Annotated in this window: 18 protein-coding genes and 1 tRNA gene; 1 reads left to right on the top strand and 18 read right to left on the bottom strand. The window is 45.9% G+C overall.

Annotated elements, in window-relative coordinates:
• From ACTF5U_RS06480 to ACTF5U_RS06410, 15 genes are all read right to left on the bottom strand, one after another.
• A partial coding sequence (locus tag ACTF5U_RS06480) for a complex I subunit 4 family protein (RefSeq protein ID WP_438970827.1) occupies positions 1–1,180 on the bottom strand: 1,180 nt, incomplete at its 3' end.
• A 21-nt stretch (positions 1,181–1,201) separates the two neighbouring features.
• On the bottom strand, positions 1,202–3,148 hold the full coding sequence (gene nuoL / locus ACTF5U_RS06475) for an NADH-quinone oxidoreductase subunit L (RefSeq protein ID WP_438970826.1): 1,947 nt from the start codon (positions 3,146–3,148) through the stop codon (positions 1,202–1,204).
• 3 nt (positions 3,149–3,151) lie between these two features.
• Positions 3,152–3,457, bottom strand: a complete 306-nt coding sequence (gene nuoK, locus ACTF5U_RS06470) for an NADH-quinone oxidoreductase subunit NuoK (RefSeq protein ID WP_438970825.1) — start codon at positions 3,455–3,457, stop codon at positions 3,152–3,154.
• On the bottom strand, positions 3,457–4,053 hold the full coding sequence (locus ACTF5U_RS06465; RefSeq protein WP_438970824.1) for an NADH-quinone oxidoreductase subunit J: 597 nt from the start codon (positions 4,051–4,053) through the stop codon (positions 3,457–3,459). Before ACTF5U_RS06465 ends, nuoK begins: the two co-directional genes overlap by 1 nt.
• A 12-nt stretch (positions 4,054–4,065) precedes the next feature.
• Positions 4,066–4,554, bottom strand: a complete 489-nt coding sequence (gene nuoI / locus ACTF5U_RS06460) for an NADH-quinone oxidoreductase subunit NuoI (RefSeq protein ID WP_438970823.1) — start codon at positions 4,552–4,554, stop codon at positions 4,066–4,068.
• Positions 4,554–5,612, bottom strand: a complete 1,059-nt coding sequence (gene nuoH, locus ACTF5U_RS06455; protein WP_438970822.1) for an NADH-quinone oxidoreductase subunit NuoH — start codon at positions 5,610–5,612, stop codon at positions 4,554–4,556. The genes nuoI and nuoH overlap by 1 nt, the downstream gene beginning before the upstream one ends.
• Positions 5,612–7,948, bottom strand: a complete 2,337-nt coding sequence (gene nuoG, locus ACTF5U_RS06450; protein WP_438970821.1) for an NADH-quinone oxidoreductase subunit NuoG — start codon at positions 7,946–7,948, stop codon at positions 5,612–5,614. The genes nuoH and nuoG overlap by 1 nt, the downstream gene beginning before the upstream one ends.
• Positions 7,949–7,960: 12 nt before the next feature.
• On the bottom strand, positions 7,961–9,238 hold the full coding sequence (nuoF, locus tag ACTF5U_RS06445) for an NADH-quinone oxidoreductase subunit NuoF (protein ID WP_438970820.1): 1,278 nt from the start codon (positions 9,236–9,238) through the stop codon (positions 7,961–7,963).
• A complete protein-coding gene (nuoE, locus tag ACTF5U_RS06440; protein WP_438970819.1) occupies positions 9,235–9,747 on the bottom strand; it encodes an NADH-quinone oxidoreductase subunit NuoE in 513 nt (170 codons plus the stop codon). Before nuoE ends, nuoF begins: the two co-directional genes overlap by 4 nt.
• Positions 9,744–10,997 carry an NADH-quinone oxidoreductase subunit D gene (locus ACTF5U_RS06435; protein ID WP_438970818.1) on the bottom strand — a complete coding sequence of 418 codons (1,254 nt, stop codon included), beginning with the start codon at positions 10,995–10,997 and terminating at the stop codon, positions 9,744–9,746. Before ACTF5U_RS06435 ends, nuoE begins: the two co-directional genes overlap by 4 nt.
• Before the next feature lie 2 nt (positions 10,998–10,999).
• The gene (locus ACTF5U_RS06430; protein WP_438970817.1) at positions 11,000–11,659 is read right to left on the bottom strand and encodes an NADH-quinone oxidoreductase subunit C; all 660 of its coding nucleotides are present in this window, start codon (positions 11,657–11,659) and stop codon (positions 11,000–11,002) included.
• Between the two features lie 9 nt (positions 11,660–11,668).
• Complete coding sequence (locus tag ACTF5U_RS06425; protein WP_008291298.1) at positions 11,669–12,157, bottom strand: NuoB/complex I 20 kDa subunit family protein; 489 nt, start codon at positions 12,155–12,157, stop codon at positions 11,669–11,671.
• The gene (locus ACTF5U_RS06420) at positions 12,148–12,504 is read right to left on the bottom strand and encodes an NADH-quinone oxidoreductase subunit A (RefSeq protein WP_438970816.1); all 357 of its coding nucleotides are present in this window, start codon (positions 12,502–12,504) and stop codon (positions 12,148–12,150) included. The genes ACTF5U_RS06425 and ACTF5U_RS06420 overlap by 10 nt, the downstream gene beginning before the upstream one ends.
• 614 nt (positions 12,505–13,118) lie before the next feature.
• Entirely contained in the window at positions 13,119–14,411 is a 1,293-nt protein-coding gene (locus ACTF5U_RS06415; RefSeq protein ID WP_438970815.1) for a PepSY-associated TM helix domain-containing protein, read from the bottom strand.
• Positions 14,412–14,474: 63 nt separating this feature from the next.
• Complete coding sequence (locus tag ACTF5U_RS06410; protein WP_438970814.1) at positions 14,475–16,631, bottom strand: TonB-dependent siderophore receptor; 2,157 nt, start codon at positions 16,629–16,631, stop codon at positions 14,475–14,477.
• A gap of 1,104 nt (positions 16,632–17,735) precedes the next feature.
• On the opposite strand from ACTF5U_RS06410, the gene ACTF5U_RS06405 reads away from it, so the two are divergent.
• A complete protein-coding gene (locus tag ACTF5U_RS06405) occupies positions 17,736–18,743 on the top strand; it encodes an HD-GYP domain-containing protein (protein WP_438970813.1) in 1,008 nt (335 codons plus the stop codon).
• A 217-nt stretch (positions 18,744–18,960) separates the two neighbouring features.
• Here ACTF5U_RS06405 and ACTF5U_RS06400 read toward each other — a convergent pair.
• From ACTF5U_RS06400 to tpiA, 3 genes are all read right to left on the bottom strand, one after another.
• Positions 18,961–19,046 (bottom strand) — tRNA-Leu (locus ACTF5U_RS06400).
• Positions 19,047–19,060: 14 nt separating this feature from the next.
• Positions 19,061–19,399 (bottom strand): preprotein translocase subunit SecG, encoded by a 339-nt coding sequence (secG, locus tag ACTF5U_RS06395; protein WP_438970812.1) that lies wholly within the window; start codon positions 19,397–19,399, stop codon positions 19,061–19,063.
• 4 nt (positions 19,400–19,403) lie between these two features.
• Complete coding sequence (tpiA, locus tag ACTF5U_RS06390; RefSeq protein WP_438970811.1) at positions 19,404–20,189, bottom strand: triose-phosphate isomerase; 786 nt, start codon at positions 20,187–20,189, stop codon at positions 19,404–19,406.
• Between the last annotated feature and the right edge of the window lie 98 nt (positions 20,190–20,287).

Here is a 20,287-nt window from a genome sequence, read left to right as displayed (position 1 = left end):
TAGCCATCGCAAAGAAAACAGCAAATGAGGCAAACACCGGCATAGTATTAACGACACCTCCATAGGCCGTAATTTCACGGGTATGCATCCGGTCATACAAAACACCCACGGCAAGGAACATCGCAGCAGAAATAAAGCCATGTGAAATCATCTGCACCATCGCGCCTTCTATCGCCAGCACTGCACCACTTCCGGTCGAGGCATTAGCGAAAATACGAAATATGATAAACAGCCCTAAGGTGACAAAGCCCATGTGCGCGATACTTGAATAGGCGATTAACTTCTTTAAGTCCGACTGTGCCAAGGCGACAAAACCAATATAAACAATCGCTATTAAAGAAAGACTGATAATAAACCAATCCAGAGCAAGACTCGCATCCGGCGCGATGGGTAAGGCAAATCGCAGAAAACCATAACCACCGATTTTGAGCGTTATTGCTGCCAGAATCACCGAGCCTCCCGTAGGTGCCTCAACATGCGCATCCGGTAACCAGGTATGAACCGGCCACATCGGCACCTTCACCGCAAAAGCAATCAGGAAAGCCAGTAACAACCACGTTTGCTCCTTGAGACTGAGCCCAACTTGATGAAAATCCAGAATCGCAAAGCTGTCGCTGACATGACGTAAATAGAGTAAAGCAATTAATAAAAAAACCGAGCCAAAGAAGGTATAGAGGAAGAACTTAATGGTGGCATACACCCGGTTCGGACCACCCCAGATACCGATAACCAGAAACAGGGGAATCAGCATCGCTTCGAAAAACACATAAAAAAGAATGGCATCTAACGCCGAGAAAACGGCGAGCATCAGTCCTTCCATAATCAGAAATGCAGCAAGATACTGACTAAGCCGATGTTGAATCACTTCCCAGGCAGCAACCACAACCAGCAGAGTTGAAATAGTCGTCAGGATGATGAGTGGCATGGAAAAGCCATCCACACCGAGATGATAGTTAATGGAAAAAGTCTCTATCCATGGATGCAGCTCAACAAACTGCATCTGGTATGTCGCGCTGTCAAAGCCAAGATATAAGCCAAATGAAAGCAACATGGTCAGAACGGCAATGCTCAACGCAAACGGTTTCAAAATCGGCCGCTCATCGCCAATAAGCAAGGCAGCAATACCACCCACAACGGGTAGCCAGATAACTAAACTGAGTAAGGGTATATCTGCAAGCATGTCCGTCTCGGTTCGCTCCTGTTAAGCCACATACAGGGTTAGCAGTAGCCAGACCCCCAAAATCATTACAAAAGCATAGTGATACAAATAACCCGACTGAATGTGCCTGACCATTTTTGCTACCCAGCCAACTGTTTTTGCCGTGCCATTCACCATCACACCATCAATCAGAAATCGATCACCGATACGCCACAGCATGCCACCTAATCCACGCGAACCAGCAGCAAAAACCTTGTCATTAAAGTCATCAAAGCCATATTTATTCACTAGCAGACTGTGTAAGCCGTGTAATTTTTCCTGCAACATGCCCGGCACATCCGGTCGGTGAATGTACAAGTACCACGCCATAGCTACACCGGCGATGGCGAGCCAGAATGGCCATGCCTGCAGACCGTGCAGTATAAATGCCCAGACGCCATGATAATGAGCGCCCAGCTCCCCAAGCACATGATGCGGGCCGGCGACAAAAATAGCATCGTCAAAGAACTGACCAAACACGACATCCCCAATGAAATAACCAGCCACAACAGAAGGAATTGCCAGCAGGATCAATGGCACCGTGACCACCTTGGGTGATTCGTGAGGTTTATGATTGCCATGGGTATCAAAACGTTCTTTGCCATGAAAAACCAGAAAGAAAAGCCTAAAACTATACAAAGCGGTGATGAAAACCCCCACCAACACGGCAAAGTAGGCAAAGTTACTCCCTGCTATATCTGAAGCATGAGCCGCTTCAATAATCGCATCTTTAGAGAAAAAGCCTGAAAAGCCCGGAAAACCGATCAAAGCTAAAGAACCCACCAGACTGGTCCAATAGGTGATCGGCATGTATTTCTTTAACCCCCCCATACGCCGCATATCTTGCTCATGGTGTAAGGCCATGATGACTGATCCAGCCGCGAGAAATAGCAAGGCTTTGAAAAAGGCATGGGTCAACAAATGAAACACGCCCGCTGCATAAGCTGATACGCCCAGCGCCACAGTCATATAACCCAGTTGAGACAAGGTAGAATAGGCAATCACACGCTTGATGTCATTTTGTACCAAGCCTAATAAGCCCATAAACAGTGCCGTTATCGAACCGATGATCAGTACAAACGACAATGCGGTTTCAGATAACTCAAATAATGGTGACATTCTCGCCACCATGAAAATACCTGCCGTTACCATGGTAGCCGCATGAATCAAAGCTGAAATCGGGGTCGGACCCTCCATTGAGTCCGGTAGCCAGACATGTAACGGCACCTGAGCTGATTTACCCATAGCGCCGATAAACAATAAAATGCAGGTCACTGTAATGACAGACCATTGTGCATCACCGAATAAAATGATGTCTTTTTCAGCCATGGTGGGGGCCTGAGTAAAGACCTGGATATAGTCCAGACTGCCTGCGTACATCAGCACTGCTGCGATACCCAGTAAAAATCCAAAATCGCCGACGCGGTTGACCAGAAACGCTTTCAGATTGGCATATATGGCAGAGGGCTTCTTAAACCAGAAACCTATTAGTAAGTAAGAGACAACACCCACTGCTTCCCAACCAAAGAACAATTGCAGAAAGTTGTTGGCCATCACCAGCATTAACATTGAAAAGGTGAATAGCGAGATATAGCTAAAGAAACGACAATAGCCATCATCTTCCTGCATGTAGCCGATGGTATAGATGTGAACCATCAAAGAGACGAAGGTTACTACCGTCATCATCACGGCTGTTAAGGCATCAACCATAAAGCCGATTTCAAGAGTTAATGACCCTGCTCGCAGCCACTCATAAATACTTTCGTTAAAGTAGGCACCATCGAAAACGACTAATTTGAATACCCACAGAGACAGTAAAAAAGAAATTGCAACCCCAGCAATCGTGACCCGGTGTGACCACGTGCGGCCTATTTGTTTACCAAACAATCCGGCAAGAATACTGCCAATCAGGGGGGCAAGAACGATAGCAATCAGTAGGCTTTTACTCATCGCTCACCCCTTCAACCTATCCAGATCGGATACATTGATTGTGCTGAGGTTACGGAACAGAACCACCAGAATCGCTAGGCCAATTGCTGCTTCTGCGGCTGCAACGGTCAGAATAAAGAAGACAAATACCTGACCTGCGGCATCACCCGAAAAGTGTGAGAAAGCAATAAAGTTGAGGTTAACAGCCAATAGCATTAACTCAATACACATCAGCAGAATAATAATGTTCTTACGATTAAGGAATATACCTGCCACCGAAAGACTGAATAACAGGGCGGCTAGGATAAGGTAATCAGATAACACGATCATCAGCTACCCTCCTCATCATTCGGTTTGGGCTGTCTCAAATCCACCAGCCGGACACGATCCTGCTTTCTGACGGCAACCTGCTTGCCCGGATCCTGTAATTTTCGGCTGTGCTCACGCAGGGTCAACGTAATTGCTGCCACAATAGCGACAGTTAGAATGACTGAGGCAATTTCAAACGGATACACGTAGACAGTGTATAGCAGCCGCCCCAACATTCGCGTATTACTCTCATCGACGGCTTCGGAAGCAGCTATATCAAATTGTGGCGCATTTAGGACCATGATCATTTCGACCACAATCAGCGCTGCCACCACAATGCCAACAGGTAAATATTTGGTAAAGCCTTCCTGTAACGGTGCCAAATCAATATCCAGCATCATCACTACAAACAGGAACAACACCAATACTGCACCGACGTATACTAAAACCAGACTGATTGCCAAAAACTCCGCCTGCAACATCAGCCAAATTCCGGCGCTGGTAAAAAAGGCCAGAACCAGAAATAACGCAGCGCGTACAGGGTTTCGCACTGTAATTACCATGGTGGCGGCGAACAGTAAAATGGCAGCAAACGCATAAAAAATAACTTTTTCCATCAACGTTTCATCCTATCTGTATGGCGCATCAGCTGCTCTATCTGCAGCAATCTGATCTTCATACTTATCCCCAATCGCCAATAACTTATCTTTGGTAATAATGTGCTCTCCGCGTTCCTCGAAGTGGAATTCAAATTGACGTGTTTCCACAATCGAGTCGACCGGACATGACTCTTCACAAAAGCCACAATAAATACACTTGAACAAATCAATATCATAGCGTGTGGTCCGACGTGTTCCGTCATCCCGAGGCTCGGTATCAATGGTGATAGCCAGAGCCGGACACACGGCTTCACATAACTTGCAGCCAATACAGCGTTCTTCACCATTGGGATAACGACGCAACGCATGCAAACCACGAAAACGCGGGGATTGGGGTGTTTTTTCTTCTGGATATTGCACAGTGACTTTACGGGCAAACAGGTATTTCCCCGTTAACCGCATGCCCTGAAATAACTCCCACAACAGGAAGCTTTTAAAGAAATGGCGTATACGTTTCATCACGCCCCTCCTGCAGCAATCGCTGCTTGTTCAGTAAACCACGGACCAATGTCCAGCACCTGAGCAGTAGCAATGATTACTAGCCAGACCAAGGTGACAGGGATAAAAATTTTCCAGCCTAAACGCATGATTTGATCATAACGGTAACGTGGAAATGTGGCCCGTATCCACAAGTAGATAAATAAGAAAAAAGCGGTTTTGGCCAATAGCCAGATTAATCCCGGTACCCAGGCAAACAGGTCAGCTAATACCGGAATACCCTCAAAAGGTGATAACCACCCACCCATGAACAGCGTGGCAGCTAGCATTGAAATCAGAATCATATCGGCATATTCAGCAAGGAAAAATACCGCAAACGCCATGCCTGAGTATTCAACATGGAAACCAGCAACGATTTCGGACTCGCCCTCGGCGATATCAAACGGGGCACGATTCGTCTCTGCAACCCCTGAGACAAAATACACCACAAATAATGGCAACAGTGGTAACCAGTACCAATGCCAAAATCCGCCTTGCTGTGCTAAAACGATTTCCCCTAAATTCAGGCTGCCAGCCGCTATTAATACGCCCACTAGAGCAAAGCCCATTGCAATTTCATACGAAACAACCTGCGCGGCACTTCGCAGGGCACCCAGAAAAGCATAGCGCGAGTTTGACGCCCAACCCGCTATAACCACGCCATAAACACTCATTGAGGTAATAGCGAGAATGTAGAGTAGACCGGCATCAATGTCGGCCAAGACCATACCATCATCAAACGGCATCACTGCCCAAGCTGCTAACGCCGGTCCGATTGCCAGTACCGGCGCTACCAGAAACAGATAGAGATTTGAACGTGAAGGAAAGATAACCTCTTTCATCAATAGCTTGAGACCGTCGGCAATCGGCTGTAATAGACCCCATGGCCCCACACGATTCGGACCAATACGTGTCTGGATATAGCCAATGATTTTGCGTTCAAAATAGGTAAGATAGGCTACACCGAGCATCAACGGCACCACGATCAAAAAAATCTTGGCAACATTAGGCAGGATATGTTCGAGTAGCATATCTAACATCAGGATGTCCCTGTCTGCATCACGTCAACCTGACCGAACAGGTTACCTAAACTGACCGTGGAGGCTGTCGCGGCAGCAACAAAAATACAGCCATCGGCTATGGTGTTATCAATTTCAAGCGGCAGACTAATCGTATTTTCACCTTGCTTGACCGTCACCGGGAGTTGTTGTGTCAAGCCATGTTTGTCCGCTTCCTGCTGATTGATACGCACAATATTATTGGCTTTATTTTCTGGCGTTTTTTGTAAGGCATCACTCTGACGAAGCAAAGCATCCGTGCGATACATGGGTACTTCTGAAATAAGCATCAGTTCGGATTGAATAGTGAGAGATTCCGGAATAAAGTCGACGGGTGTTTTTTTCTGTTCCCGGTTTAATCCACTTTCCAACTCATCAACCACATCCTGTGAAGAAATGTAATCAAATCCATTCAGTTTGCTTACATTTCCGAGCACGCGCAGGATTTTCCAACCGGGTCGGCTATCGCCTCGCGGCTGAACACCGCCAGAAAAACGCTGCCATTGTTGGTCAATACCGACAAAGGTGCCTGAGGTTTCAGTAAAACAGGCTGCAGGCAGTATGACATCAGCATGTTCATTCACGAAGTCACTGTGGAAACTATCAATCGCCACAACAAAACTGGCACGCTTCAGCGCCCTATGTGCCTCGTTTGGTGTCGCCGTATCCATCGCGGGGTCAAAGCCCATTAATACATAAGCGCGAAGATCTCTCTGCCACATTTGTAAGGCATTTAAGCCTTTTCCGGCAGGCACTGTACCGGCTTTTTTGTGGCCGTTGGCATTCGCTGATGGCAGAATCACCAGTTTACTGTTGCTTAGTTTGGCAATCAGCTTTGTCAGTGATCTGAATAAACTGGCTTGTGGGTGATGTTTTATCAGGTCACCAATAAACAACGTTGCATTCATAGCGTTGGATAACTGCATCGCCACATTTTGCTCAAACGGTGAAGGCTGGCTCTCACCAAGAATATCTAGCCAGTCTGAAGCGTCTTCTTTTTTAATTCCGCTGAGCGTTTTGGCAATGCCCATCAAGGTATAGACCATGTTTCTGGCATCAACAGCCAACTGATGTTGAACAGGCATCAGTAAATCACTTTCAAAGAAGTTGATATTGCTCACCGTGGCACCTGACAGAGCGGCCTGACGAATCCGATGAGCAATGATGGGCTGTTCGCCACGAATATTGGTGCCGAGTAAAACAAAGGCATCCGATTCATCAATGTCACTCAGGGACCAATCATTCAAACTATAGTCAGCCTGCTCGTCAGCAAAGTCCTGCTCACGCAAGCGATGGTCAATGTTATCCGTACCCAGACCCCGCAACAACTTCTGGAATAAATAACCTTCTTCAACCGTTGTACTCGGTGAAATCAGTCCACCTAACTCTTCTGGCCCATGCTTGGTAACAATGGTTTTAAGCCCTTCTGCCGCTGTTTCCAATGCAGTCTGCCAATCTGTGGCTTGCCATACACCGTTACTTTTAATCATTGGCTCTGCCACACGTTCAGAGCTGGTCAGTCCCAGATAACTGAAACGATCCCGATCAGAAAGCCAAGCTTCATTGATCGCTTCGTTATCTCTGGGCACAACCCGCATCACGTCATTTTGTCGAACATGAAGCTCAATATTCGAGCCCACTGCATCATGAGGTGCAATGCTCGGATGTGCTGTTAATTCCCAGGCACGGGCTTTGTAACGAAAAGGTTTTGATGTTAATGCACCGACCGGACATAAATCGATAATGTTGCCCGACAACTCAGACACCAGACTATGTTCAACATAAGTACCGATTTCCATGTGCTCACCACGTCCGGTAGCACCGAGCTCCATAATACCGGCAATTTCCTGACCAAAGCGGACACAACGCGTGCAATGAATACAGCGGGTCATGTCGGTCTGTATTAATGGACCGATATCCTTATCTTTAACGACCCGTTTTCGTTCAGAAAAGCGACTGATCCCTTCGCCGTATCCCATCGATAGATCCTGTAACTCGCATTCACCACCCTGATCACAGATTGGACAGTCCAAGGGATGATTAATGAGCAGAAATTCCATCACGCTTCGTTGAGCATTTATGGCCACTTTGGAATCGGTGAAGATCTTCATGCCTTCTGAGACCGGCGTCGAGCAGGCCGGTAAGGCTTTGCGTGCTTTATCCACTTCCACCAGACACATACGACAGTTGGCCGCTATCGACAGCTTTTTGTGATAACAAAAACGTGGAATATCAATGCCTGCCTCATCAGCAGCCTGAATAACCATTTTTGTTGAATCCACTTTAAGTGGAATACCATCGATTTCGATATTTACCATAGCTATCAGTCTTTAGCCCGTATTATCCATGCAATGACCGTGATCAATGTGGTACTGAAATTCATCACGAAAATGTTTGATAAAACTCATCACTGGTGCCGCGGCAGCATCCCCCAGGGCACAAATTGTATTGCCATTAATGTTTTCAGCAACATCCACCAGCCGATCCAGATCTTCTTGTCTGCCTTGACCTTCCTCAATTCGTTTTATAACACGATACAACCAGCCGGTACCTTCACGGCATGGCGTGCACTGACCACAGGATTCTTCATAATAAAAGTAAGCAATGCGCTGCAGGGCTTTTACCATGCAGGTTTTTTCATCCATTACGATAACCGAGCCGGCACCAAGCATTGAGCCGCCCTTACCGATGCCGTCATAACTCATATCAAGCTGCAGCATTTTTTCACCCGTGACGACTGGTGTTGAAGTACCGCCGGGAATAACCGCTTTGAGCGTATTACCGTCTCTGACGCCCCCCGCTAATTCAAGCAAGTCAGCAAAAGGGGTCCCTAACGGGACTTCATAATTGCCGGGCTTGTTAACATGACCGGTCATGCAGAATATTTTACTGCCGCCATTGTTGGGCGTACCAATCTCATGAAACCAGTCTCCTCCGTATTGTAGAATCACCGGGATAGAAGCGAGTGTCTCTGTATTGTTAATTGTTGTAGGTCTGCCATAGAGGCCGTAACCCGCAGGAAAAGGTGGTTTATAACGGGGTTGGCCTTTTTTGCCTTCCAGCGATTCCAGTAATGCCGTTTCTTCTCCGCAAATGTATGCACCCGCGCCAATCTGTGTATGCAATTCGAAATTGAAACCACTGCCCAATATATCCTTCCCTAACAAACCCGCTTCACGGGCCTCTTCCAATGCGGCTTCGAAACGTTCAATAGGCTCGAAAAACTCGCCACGTATGTAGTTATAGCCGGTGCGGGCACCAATGGTGTAGCCAGCGATAATCATACCTTCGATTAATTGATGCGGGTTAAAGCGAAGGATGTCGCGATCTTTACAGGTACCGGGTTCACCCTCATCAGAGTTACACACAATATATTTTTCACCGGGCATACGTCTGGGCATAAAGCTCCACTTCAGTCCGGTCGGGAACCCAGCACCACCACGTCCTCGTAGGGCAGAATTTTTAACCTGCTCCAGAATGTCTTCTGGCCGCATTTTATTCTTGAGCACACTTTCGAGTACTTGGTAGCCGCCTACCTCACGATAGGCATCCAGCGTCCACGATGGACTCAGGTGCGAAGTGCGAAAACAGATCTGATCCAGTTTCATGACCGCAGCCCGTCCAAAATTTGATCCACTTTATCTTCGTTCAGATACTCATGATAATCACGATCAAGCAACATCATCGGTGCACCGACACAAGCTCCCAAACATTCCACTTCTTTCAGTGTAAACAGACCATCATCTGAGGTTTGTCCCGGCTTGATATTCAATTTCTGTTGAATGTGGTCCATGATTTTTTCCGAACCACACAGCATGCAGGAGATATTGGTACAGACACTAATTTTGTGTTTACCGACCGGTTCCAACTCAAACATGGTGTAAAAAGTCGCCACCTCATAAACACTGATGGCAGGAATTGATAAATACTCGGCCAGTGCATCCATGATAGCTGTCGTTAACCAGCCACCATTAGCATCCTGCAAAATATGGAGACATGGAATCACTGCAGACCGTGCCTGACCAGCAGGATATTTGGCAATCCAGATATCCATCTGTTCACGCAGCGTTTCTGTAAATAACGCCTCTTTGGGTCCAGTCAGTAACATCTCTGTCATCGATCAATCTCACCAAAAACAATATCCATGGTGCCTATAATAGCGACCACATCAGCCAGCATATGACCTTTACTCATCTCATTCATCGCTGCCAGATGGGGAAAACCGGGAGCCCGTATCTTGACCCTGTAGGGTTTGTTCGCTCCATCCGAGACCATGTAAATACCAAACTCACCTTTCGGGTGTTCAATCGCACTGTAAACCTCACCTTCCGGTACACAGTACCCCTCTGTAAACAACTTAAAGTGGTGAATCAAAGCTTCCATATCATCTTTCATCACCGCTCGTTTGGGTGGTGCTACTTTACTGTTATCCAGAATCACTGGTCCCGGATTTGCACGCAGCCAGTCTATACACTGTTTAACAATACGATTGGACTGGCGCATCTCTTCAACCCGAACCAGATAACGATCATAACAGTCGCCTTCCTTGCCAATCGGAATATCGAAGTCGAGCTTGTCATATACCTCATAAGGTTGCTTGCGACGGAGATCCCATTCGATACCACTGCCACGTAGCATAGGTCCGGTAAATCCCAGTTGCATGGCTCGTTCCGGGCTGACAACACCTATCCCCACAGTCCGTTGTTTCCAGATCCGGTTATCTGTCAATAAGGTTTCATATTCATCAACACATTTTGGAAAACGCTCTGTGAAATCTTCGATAAAATCGAGCAAACTGCCTTCACGATTGCTGTTTTTCCTTTTGACTTCCTTTTCGTTATGCCATTTTGAGGACTGATATTGCGGCATACGATCAGGTAAATCACGATATACACCGCCCGGTCGGTAATAAGTCGCATGCATACGCGCACCAGAGACTGCTTCGTAGCAATCCATCAGATCTTCACGCTCGCGGAAGCAGTACAAAAAGACGGTCATTGCGCCAATATCAAGCCCATGTGCACCTAACCACATCAGGTGATTAAGGATGCGTGTTATCTCGTCAAACATTACCCGGATATACTGGGCACGGATGGGGACTTCCAGACCAATCAATTTCTCAATAGCCATGACATACGCATGCTCATTGCACATCATCGACACATAATCGAGTCGGTCCATATAACCGATGCTCTGATTAAAGGGCTTCGATTCAGCTAGTTTTTCAGTACCACGATGTAATAAACCGATATGCGGATCTGCACGCTCTATCACTTCGCCATCCATTTCCAAAATCAGGCGTAATACACCATGAGCGGCTGGATGCTGAGGGCCAAAGTTAAGTGTGTAGTTCTTAATTTCAGCCATGCTTAACTTTTATCCTTATGGTAGCGGTTATCATCCCGGATAACTCTGGGCACCAGAGTACGGGGCTCAATACTGACCGGTTCGTACACAACCCGCTTTTTATCTGGGTCATAACGCATTTCAACATTGCCTATCAGCGGAAAATCTTTACGGAATGGATGTCCCACGAAACCATAATCCGTCAATATCCGGCGAAGATCAGTGTGACCATTGAATAGAATCCCAAACAAGTCAAAGGCTTCTCTTTCAAACCATTCCGCACTATTCCAGACAGAAGTGACACTATCAATAATGGGACTCTCGGCTTCCAGTCTGACTTTTAATCTGAGGCGCTGGTTATGCTGGATAGACAACAAGTGATAGGCAACAACAAAACGGAGACCGTCCTTAACCGGTTCGGCATGACCAGAGCCATCTACAGCACGACTGAAACCAAACTCACTGGACTGCTTGGTTTCCCAGGCACTCCCCCCATACTCGGAGTAATCCACTCCACATAAATCCACCAACTGCTCAAAACCAAACTGATCACGAAGACGCTGGCATACCGTAATAATTTGTTCAGCGGAGACATGCATGGTTATTTCATCACGATCTAAATCACAATCCAGTAATTCATCCGCAAATTCTTTTTCTAGCTGAGCTTTCAACACCTGCATCATGACTCCGGTTTAACCTACAGCAGGTCGGGCTATGGTATTAGTACGTTGAATTTTCTTCTGCAATTGCACGATGCCATAAAGCAGTGCTTCAGCAGTAGGCGGACACCCCGGGACGTAAATATCGACCGGAACAATTCGATCACAGCCGCGGACAACAGAATAGGAATAATGGTAATAACCACCACCATTGGCACAGGATCCCATTGAAATGACCCAGCGTGGTTCTGACATCTGGTCATAGACCTTACGGAGAGCAGGTGCCATTTTATTTACCAAAGTGCCAGCTACGATCATCACATCCGACTGACGTGGACTGGGGCGAAACACAACACCAAAGCGATCTAAGTCATAACGCGCAGCACCGGCATGCATCATTTCAACAGCACAACAGGCAAGTCCAAAAGTCATAGGCCACAATGAACCGGTTCTTGCCCAGTTGATTAATTTGTCCGCTGATGTGGTTACAACGCCTTTCTCAAGGACACCTTCTATTCCCATTCCAATGCACCTTTTTTCCACTCGTAAACAAACCCAACCACCAAAATGGCAAGAAACAAGAACATGGACAATAGCCCAAACACACCAATTTCATCGAGCACAATGGCCCAAGGGAAAAGAAACGCTATTTCGAGGTCAAAGATGATGAACAAAATTGCTACCAGGTAGTAGCGCACATCAAACTTCATGTGGGAGTCTTCAAATGGCTCAAAACCACACTCATAGGCTGACCGCTTTTCGTCATCAGGATGACGCGGTCCCAGAATAAAACCAGCCAATAACGGCATGACACCGAAGCCAATGCCGATCATGATAAATAACAATATCGGGAGATAGTTCTCCAGCATACTGCTCATCCTCAATGATTTATGAATCAAATCAGCATGATGGGCTATTAACCGTATCATGCCCCTGACTGAGCGTGGCTGGCCTTGCGGCAGCCGTCAACACACGATACTACACACTCTGGACCGTCATGAGAAGCGACAATAATCGATAATTCGCTTGAGTTTATTCATTTGTTTTTTTATAAGCCGAGTTAAGATTATTTATTGTCAAAAAAGAACAGACTTACTTGATTATAGAAAAACGTTAAGCAAGTTGAATGCGAAAAAAGAAACAGACACTTACTGATGAGATCCGTAAGTGAATTCATCAGCTTGTCGTTGGCATGATGGTCACGATGCGTTTAGGACAGTTTTAAAACAATGGATAAGACAGACACAAAAAAAGCAACCCAAAGACCGTAAAGGATTGATTTTTCATCAATTGACATATTCGATAAAAACCTAATTTTGTAATCGATGTGATGCTAATATATACCACGTTTTTTACATATGCTTTTGATTTGTTGAACAATTAAGGAATAGCCAAACTTAAGTAAATTAAGACCCAATCAACTTAGCAAGTTTTAGTACGAGTATTGCAAATACCAGCAGTTGGTAACTTCTCTTCATACTCATTAACCGCTTCTTTTATTACGTTTCATGGTTAACAGATAGTGCCAGAAACCGATGATCAAGAGTGTCATGGCAACCCAACCTAGGATAAAAACCATTACGCCTGGTTCTAAAGCCCAGCCATCAGTCTGTTGAGACGCAGTGAAATCGTATACTCGATTAAATGCCATAGGCACTGATGCAAGCCAAACAAGCATGGTTGTGGCTGTGGCTATATGAGCCAATTTCCAATTGTATTTTCCAGAACTCTGAATACGTTTTCCATGCAAATAGGTACCAGTCAGAATGATAAAAGATAGAAGCAGACCAAAAATAAACCATATGGCTTTACTGTAAAGACCAGCAAAATCGCCGAAATGGAGAGGATCCGCCATATCTGACCATAACCAGTATGCCGATAAATTTTCTGCGTCTTGTAAGTAAACGACTTCAGCCGTATCCGGCTTTAACCAAATTTCATTGGCACCCTCTCTCACCAGAATTTGGTTGGCCTGGCCATCAGCATAAAAATAGCCGCCAGCATCAGGTCTGAATGACTGAACTTCAAGCTCCGGGAAGGCATGGCTGATGGTATTAATAAGTTTCTCACCAGATACGGATCTCTGTGGCTCCAATTTCTCGAGTTGAACGGGCGAGGGCTTAGAATCGCTGACATAACTAATGACACCATCAACAAACTGAAAACGCACCGATTCATAGATATACCAGACACTCGTCAGTGAAATAATCAGGATGAACCAGATGCTCCATAAACCCGCAAGTTTATGACTGGCGCTGAAAAATGCTCGCCTGTTGTGGGCTTTGAATTGGAAAAAACGCCGCCACCAACGCTTATAGAAATACAGTGCAGCTATCAGCGAAGTCAGCATTGTCAGAGCAAAAAAGCAGACCAGATATAAACCCCAGGGATTGGGATAAAAAATGCGTCGATGTAGATCACGGAAAAACCGTTGAATATCAAAAGCGGATATATCGGCAAAGGGTTCGCCCGTGACAGGATGATAGAGGCGTTGAAAGTAGCCACCACTTTCAGCAAACAAAGCGGCGCTTACCGGCCCCCCATAGGGAGTCGCAGTGACGTAAAGTGCTTCTGAAGGGTCTTTTTGAACATGGTCTATGATGGCCGGCCAGTTCATGCTGTCCGCGGTGTCATTGAGTCTTAACTCGGGTGTCACCAGCCAGTCCAGTTCGTAAGAAATGACGGCAAAGGTGCCTGTCCAACAGATTAAAAAAAGCATCAGCCCGGTGACGATACCGGTAAAACTGTGTACCCGGAACCAGAAATGGGTATCCATATGTTTGGCTTTTAGAATGAGCCGACTCACTGCCAATGATAGCAGTGAGTCGGTGATGAGGTTTTAAAACTCAAGTCCCACAGTGGCGTAGACAGAGAAGGGAAGTCCAGCGTGGACGATGGACTGATCACTCGCACGGGCGTAGTAATCTTCATCAAAAACATTTCTGAAATTGAGCTGTGCTGTCAGCACATTACCACCACTGACCGGTTTGCGGTACCAAAGTGCAGCATCATAAACGGTGTAGTCATCCAGCGTAATATCAGTATCAAATTGCGCCAGACGTTCGCTTTCATATCTCACGCCGCCACCCAGGCCAAAGTGTTCAAAACGGCTGCCAGGTTGGAAGTCATAGGATAGCCATAAACGAGCGGTGTGCAGCGGTACGTTACCCAGTCGCTCACCGACACTGTCTGGATCACCATCGTTTTTCAATACTTCTGTATCGGTATAAGCATAGTTAGCGATGAGGTTCAGGCCCGGTGAGATTTCGCCGCTTATGTCGAATTCAACACCACGGCTACGTTGCTCAACCCCCGGAAAGTAGGTGATTTCACCGGTATCATTAAAGAAGTCACTATCAAAAACCGCGACATCTTCTTTTTCAATCTCATACACAGCAATGGTTGAGAGCCATTTCTTGTCCAGGCTTTGCAGCTTCAAGCCTGCTTCGTACTGCAAGCCTGTTTCCGGTGCCAGCACAGCGCCACTCCGATCAACAGTACTGCCTGATTGTGGGTTGAACGATTCACTGACACTGACATAAGGTGACAGATTCGGGGTCAGTTCATAAAGCAAACCGGCACGACCGGTAAACTCCTGATCCCGGAAAGAACTCGATTCCAGGTTGTCCGTTTGTTTGACTGAGTCATAACGTCCTCCCACGAGCAGTTTCAGACGGCCGTCTTCAAGCATCGAAATCTGGTCATGAAAATAGACAGCGGCCCATTCCATCTCTGAGTCTAAATCCTTACTCAGCTGCAGATCAGACGGTGGGGTGAAGCTGACATCCGGGTTAGCGTTGATATCGATACTAGCCAGGTTTTGCCGGAAGCGTCTGAACTCACTTTCCTGCTTGATGAGATCCAAACCAATCAGCGCTTGATGATTCAGACTGCCGGTATCGAAATCGGCAGTCAGATCAGTAACAAACTGCAGTTCATCCTCAACCCGTTCTTCGTTCTGATAGCGCAGTCTTAACTGTTCATTGCCCGGCGTACCGATAACACCGCGATTACGAATGGATTCGTTTTTGGGCAGACTGCGGTGGAACTGTAAACGATTGGTGAGTGTAAATACCGAATTGAACTGGTGTTCCAATGTGTAGCCGGCAAAAATGTCCTCAAGTGTGCGTCCTTCCAGGCTGGGATCACCAAAGAAAGTATCATCCGGAACCAGCTTGTCACCATTCTCATCGACAGGAACACCACTATCGTAGGGCACTCGCTCCCTTGTATAGCTGAAATCCAATGTCAGTTCTGTCTGGTCCGTGGCTAGCCAGGTAATGACCGGCGAGACAGCGATCCGGTCCAGATCTATTTCGTCACGGAAAGATTGTGAGTCGGTATAAGCCAGGTTAAAACGGTAAAGCAGGTCTTTATTCTCATTCACCGGCCCAGTAGCGTCCACGGTTGTACGATAATAATCATCACTGCCGAATTGCTGTTTGAGGCTGACACTGGGGATAGCTCTTGGCTTTTTGGTCGTGTAGTTCAATACACCACCAGGTTCAAGTGCACCAAAGAGAATTGAAGCCGGACCTTTGAGAACCTCTACGGACTCGATATTGAATAAATCGACTGCGCCAACCTGGGTCGCTCTGATGCCATTGCGTAAAACGGTGGGTGACTCAAAGCCTCTGATAAAAGGCAGCACTTCTGATTGAGCATTAAGCGTATTACCAGACTCAACAACACCACTGACATTCCGATAAACGTCTTCCAAGCCCAATGCATTCTGTTCAGTGAAAACGGTTTCCGGTATGACCTGAACTGAAAAGGGCGACTCTGACAACGGTACACGGGTCTTAGTTAGCGACTTTGATTGGTCAACGGCATAACCAGACTCCTCATTGCCCTGAACACTGATTGTGTCCAACTCATAGGCGTTCTCTGCAGCATAAGCTGCCGTGCTGAACAATGTGGTGGCCATGAAAGTGATTAATGAGTTGCGAAGCGATCGATGTAAAAATAATGTTGTAGTTTGGTGTTTTTTTCTCATATTTAACCTTAACGATAATCGTTCGCAACATTATTTACCAAATCATTTCAATTGTAAAGAAATGTAAACTAAAAAATTGGTGATTAATTATTTCATCGAAGGAATTCCGATATTACGGAGCGTAATAGGAAATTGTTTAATAAACGGCTACTAAAGAGCTAGATTCTATTCGGATAGAATAGATATTTTTATACTCAATAATTTGAATAAGGATGATTTGCTAACGTGTATGTACCATTTGTGTACCATCACGATTTCCAGAAACAAAAAACCGCACAAGATATTGAATCCTATATTGTTTTAAAATCCTGGTGCCAATGGGATAAGTCTGGATACCTCATGTCACGCATAGAGTCATGTGCAACGTCAGCCCATTTATCCATAGGCAAATGCTCACCTGATGGCAATCTCATAGAGTTATGCCAGGTAGGTTTGACAATATCGGCACAGGTTCCACTCAACGCCACAAATTCATCTGTCATCTGTTTTGCACTGCCGGGAGTAACTGTGCCTGTAACAAGTATAGGCTCATCATGATCGAGCAAATATGACAGTACGCCGTGGAAGCCTCTCCCGCGCCGGATTCACTGCATACCCTTCATTTCACTAGACCCGATCAAGCGTTGTCTGAACTCCCGCAAGACATCGAGAGCCTAACGAATTTCAATATGGTGGGACATGTTCAGTTTATGTGCGATCTAATTGAGGTTTGCCTCTGAGCGGACCAGAGAGGCGTAAGCCTGCCGATTCACCTCAGGAACCTGCACCGACCGTGAACCGTTAAATAGCAGGCGTATATATGTGCCACGAGGGGTTCTCCCTCGCATTTGGTTCAGGCGTTGCAATTCATCAGAGTTGATACAATCACTGATGGCACTGTGCTCTAATAGAGCATTATGAACACCGTATCAACAATATAGAGGGCAGTTTGGATTAGAACCTGACCTAGGTCCCAATCAGGAAACTTGATGGAGAGCAAGGGCTAAATGACGCTTATGACACTGAACTTTCCTCTTATCTGGAATTAATTATTTTTTATCGTGGGGGTGAAATTCAAGACAAGCTGAGATAGTATCGATTTCGCGGGTTTGCAAGGAGCAACTGATGAAAAAAGAACTAAAAGAAAACATTCAGGATGAGCTGCGTCAATTCATAGTCAAGTGTCTAAAGGTCCATGGACCATGGGCTGTAACTGAGGAACTATCTATCTTCCCTCATGCCACTTGTATTACCAAGCAGGGAGTTGTCTTAGGCGCCAACGATAGTTTTGTCAGTTTATGTGGCTATAGCAAAAATGAGCTCGAAGGCATGCATGCACTTGAGCTAACTAACAGCGATGATCACCATCTGCTTATGCAGGTCTTTGCCAATAATCGTAAAGATAAATATCCACTGAGATTAAAAACAAAATCAGGAGAAAGTAAGCACGCCCTGGTATTTCCCTACGTACTTGCTCTTGATGGTGAAGTCTATCGTTTTGCAGAATTCATCGATCTTACCGAGACAGTAGAAGCACAAAAGCATCTTGTAAGAGTGTTAACTGAAACAACGACTGCTCTATCTTATACGATTGAAAAAAAAGACCCCTATACTGTCGGCCATATGAATAGAACAGGTGCGATTGCGAAAAAAATAGCTACTGCTATGGGATTATATGATGAGAATATATCGAACTTAATACTCGGTGCAAAAATTCATGACATCGGGAAAATAGCAATCCCACACGAGATACTAATTAAACCAAGTAAGCTCGATGATTTAGACTGGCAATACATCAAACGGCATCCTATGATTGGTTACGAAATTATTTCAGACCTTGAAATAGACCCACTGATTAAAGATATTGTGAAATACCACCATGAGTACTACGACGGCTCTGGTTATCCTGATGGAAAAAATGGTAAAGCTATTTCGACTGAGGTTAATATAATCACCATAGCTGATTCATTAGATGCCATAGCAGGTATTAGGCCTTACAAGACTAGCAAAACATTCAATGAAGCCATTGAGATCATGGAAAGCTGTAATAACCGCTACAACCCTGATATTTTTGAACTTGCAAAGTCATTGGTTCATGACAGAGTCATTGCAGACACAGAATACTTTGGATGAGACTGAACAAAAAAGTAGCTGGATTACTTTATATCAATAAAGCTGGTAACTAATTTTACGGTGTATCTCAAGCTTGTCATTGAATATGCCACGATATACATTGCTGGGATGATAAGTCCCCAAGCAGAGCTTCTTGTTTAACCACTTGGTGTGACACCGATCAGACAACACATAAAAAGGCCAAGTACTTGATATTTCAAGAACTTGGCCTGTATCTTGGTGCCGATGGGCGGAGTCGAACCGCCACGGGCTATGCCCACCACCCCCTCAAGATGGCGTGTCTACCAATTTCACCACATCGGCAAGGATTGCGTATTTTACGGCAATTCCGGTAAATCTGCAGGAGTTTCTTCGGCTTTTTGTTGAGCCGGCACGGACTGTGTCACACTCTCCGCTTTTTCAGGTCTGTCGACAGAGAAATAAGCCAGCGTTAAGCTCGTAGTAAAGAAAATGGCTGCAAGAATAGCACTGGTGCGACTCAGGAAAGAAGCTGACCCCTGACTGCCGAACAGACTGCCAGAAGCACCGCCTCCGCCGCCGCTACCGCCGCCACCAAAAGCTGCGCCGGCATCAGCGCCTTTACCATGCTGAATCAGTATGAAACCGACCAGCATAAGACAAACAACAATATGTACTGTTAAAACTATAGCGTGCATGTAGTTAACCTAATTTTAAAACTGCGGCCTGACATATCTTGACGAACTCTTGAGCGTTCAATGAACTACCGCCTACCAGTCCACCATCTACATCAGGTTGTGAAAACAATGGCGCAGCATTATTACTGTTTACACTGCCGCCGTAAAGTATGCTTAATGATTCCGCTATCGACGGATCATGCTTTGCCACACGCTGACGCATGAAGCTGTGTACATCTTGTGCCCATTCCGGTGTTGCCGATCGACCGGTACCGATAGCCCATACAGGCTCATAAGCTAGCACCGTGTGCGCGAGGCCTTCAACCCCCTGATAAGCAATGACTGTATCCAGCAAACGGGCAATAACTTCTTCTGTTCGCCCTACTGCATGCTCTTCTGGGCTTTCACCTATACAGATGATAGGTGTGATGCCTGCTTTGACTGACATTTCATATTTTTCAGCGACAATTCTGTCCAGCACACGCTGATCCAAATCAAGCTCAGCATAAAGGCAACGTCTCTCTGAGTGACCGATCAACACATAATCACAGTCAAAGTCTGCGAGCATGGTTGCCGATATTTCACCGGTATAAGCCCCCTGATTAAACTGAGACAGATTTTGCGTACCCCAAAACAAGCCCGTTCCGGCCAGAGCTTGCTGAACCTGATACAAATAAACTGCCGGCGGGAACAATGCTACGTCTACAGATGAAAAGCTCTCAGCTTCGGCAAGAATACCCTCGAGCAAGATCTTATTACTCGCGCTAGAGCCGTTCATTTTCCAGTTACCAGCAACTAGCGGTTTACGCACAAATACAATCTCTCGAAATAAAAAATAGACATCAGAATGACTTCAAAGCTCTGTTGAATGTATTCGCTATTGATACGAATACGCTGCCAGAACAAGTC

Source organism: Methylophaga sp., assembly GCF_965655755.1.
In the GTDB taxonomy this organism is placed as follows: domain Bacteria; phylum Pseudomonadota; class Gammaproteobacteria; order Nitrosococcales; family Methylophagaceae; genus Methylophaga.
This window is presented reverse-complemented; position numbering and strand designations above follow the sequence as displayed.

Bases quoted from the DNA above. Each gene is read 5' to 3' on its own strand.
- nuoL (WP_438970826.1), bottom strand. From the start codon at position 3,148: ATGAGTAAAAGCCTACTGATTGCTATCGTTCTTGCCCCCCTGATTGGC.
- nuoK (WP_438970825.1), bottom strand. From the start codon at position 3,457: ATGATCGTGTTATCTGATTACCTTATCCTAGCCGCCCTGTTATTCAGT.
- ACTF5U_RS06465 (WP_438970824.1), bottom strand. From the start codon at position 4,053: ATGGAAAAAGTTATTTTTTATGCGTTTGCTGCCATTTTACTGTTCGCC.
- nuoI (WP_438970823.1), bottom strand. From the start codon at position 4,554: ATGAAACGTATACGCCATTTCTTTAAAAGCTTCCTGTTGTGGGAGTTA.
- nuoH (WP_438970822.1), bottom strand. From the start codon at position 5,612: ATGTTAGATATGCTACTCGAACATATCCTGCCTAATGTTGCCAAGATT.
- nuoG (WP_438970821.1), bottom strand. From the start codon at position 7,948: ATGGTAAATATCGAAATCGATGGTATTCCACTTAAAGTGGATTCAACA.
- nuoF (WP_438970820.1), bottom strand. From the start codon at position 9,238: ATGAAACTGGATCAGATCTGTTTTCGCACTTCGCACCTGAGTCCATCG.
- nuoE (WP_438970819.1), bottom strand. From the start codon at position 9,747: ATGACAGAGATGTTACTGACTGGACCCAAAGAGGCGTTATTTACAGAA.
- ACTF5U_RS06435 (WP_438970818.1), bottom strand. From the start codon at position 10,997: ATGGCTGAAATTAAGAACTACACACTTAACTTTGGCCCTCAGCATCCA.
- ACTF5U_RS06430 (WP_438970817.1), bottom strand. From the start codon at position 11,659: ATGATGCAGGTGTTGAAAGCTCAGCTAGAAAAAGAATTTGCGGATGAA.
- ACTF5U_RS06425 (WP_008291298.1), bottom strand. From the start codon at position 12,157: ATGGGAATAGAAGGTGTCCTTGAGAAAGGCGTTGTAACCACATCAGCG.
- ACTF5U_RS06420 (WP_438970816.1), bottom strand. From the start codon at position 12,504: ATGCTGGAGAACTATCTCCCGATATTGTTATTTATCATGATCGGCATT.
- ACTF5U_RS06415 (WP_438970815.1), bottom strand. From the start codon at position 14,411: ATGGATACCCATTTCTGGTTCCGGGTACACAGTTTTACCGGTATCGTC.
- ACTF5U_RS06410 (WP_438970814.1), bottom strand. From the start codon at position 16,631: ATGAGAAAAAAACACCAAACTACAACATTATTTTTACATCGATCGCTT.
- ACTF5U_RS06405 (WP_438970813.1), top strand. From the start codon at position 17,736: ATGAAAAAAGAACTAAAAGAAAACATTCAGGATGAGCTGCGTCAATTC.
- secG (WP_438970812.1), bottom strand. From the start codon at position 19,399: ATGCACGCTATAGTTTTAACAGTACATATTGTTGTTTGTCTTATGCTG.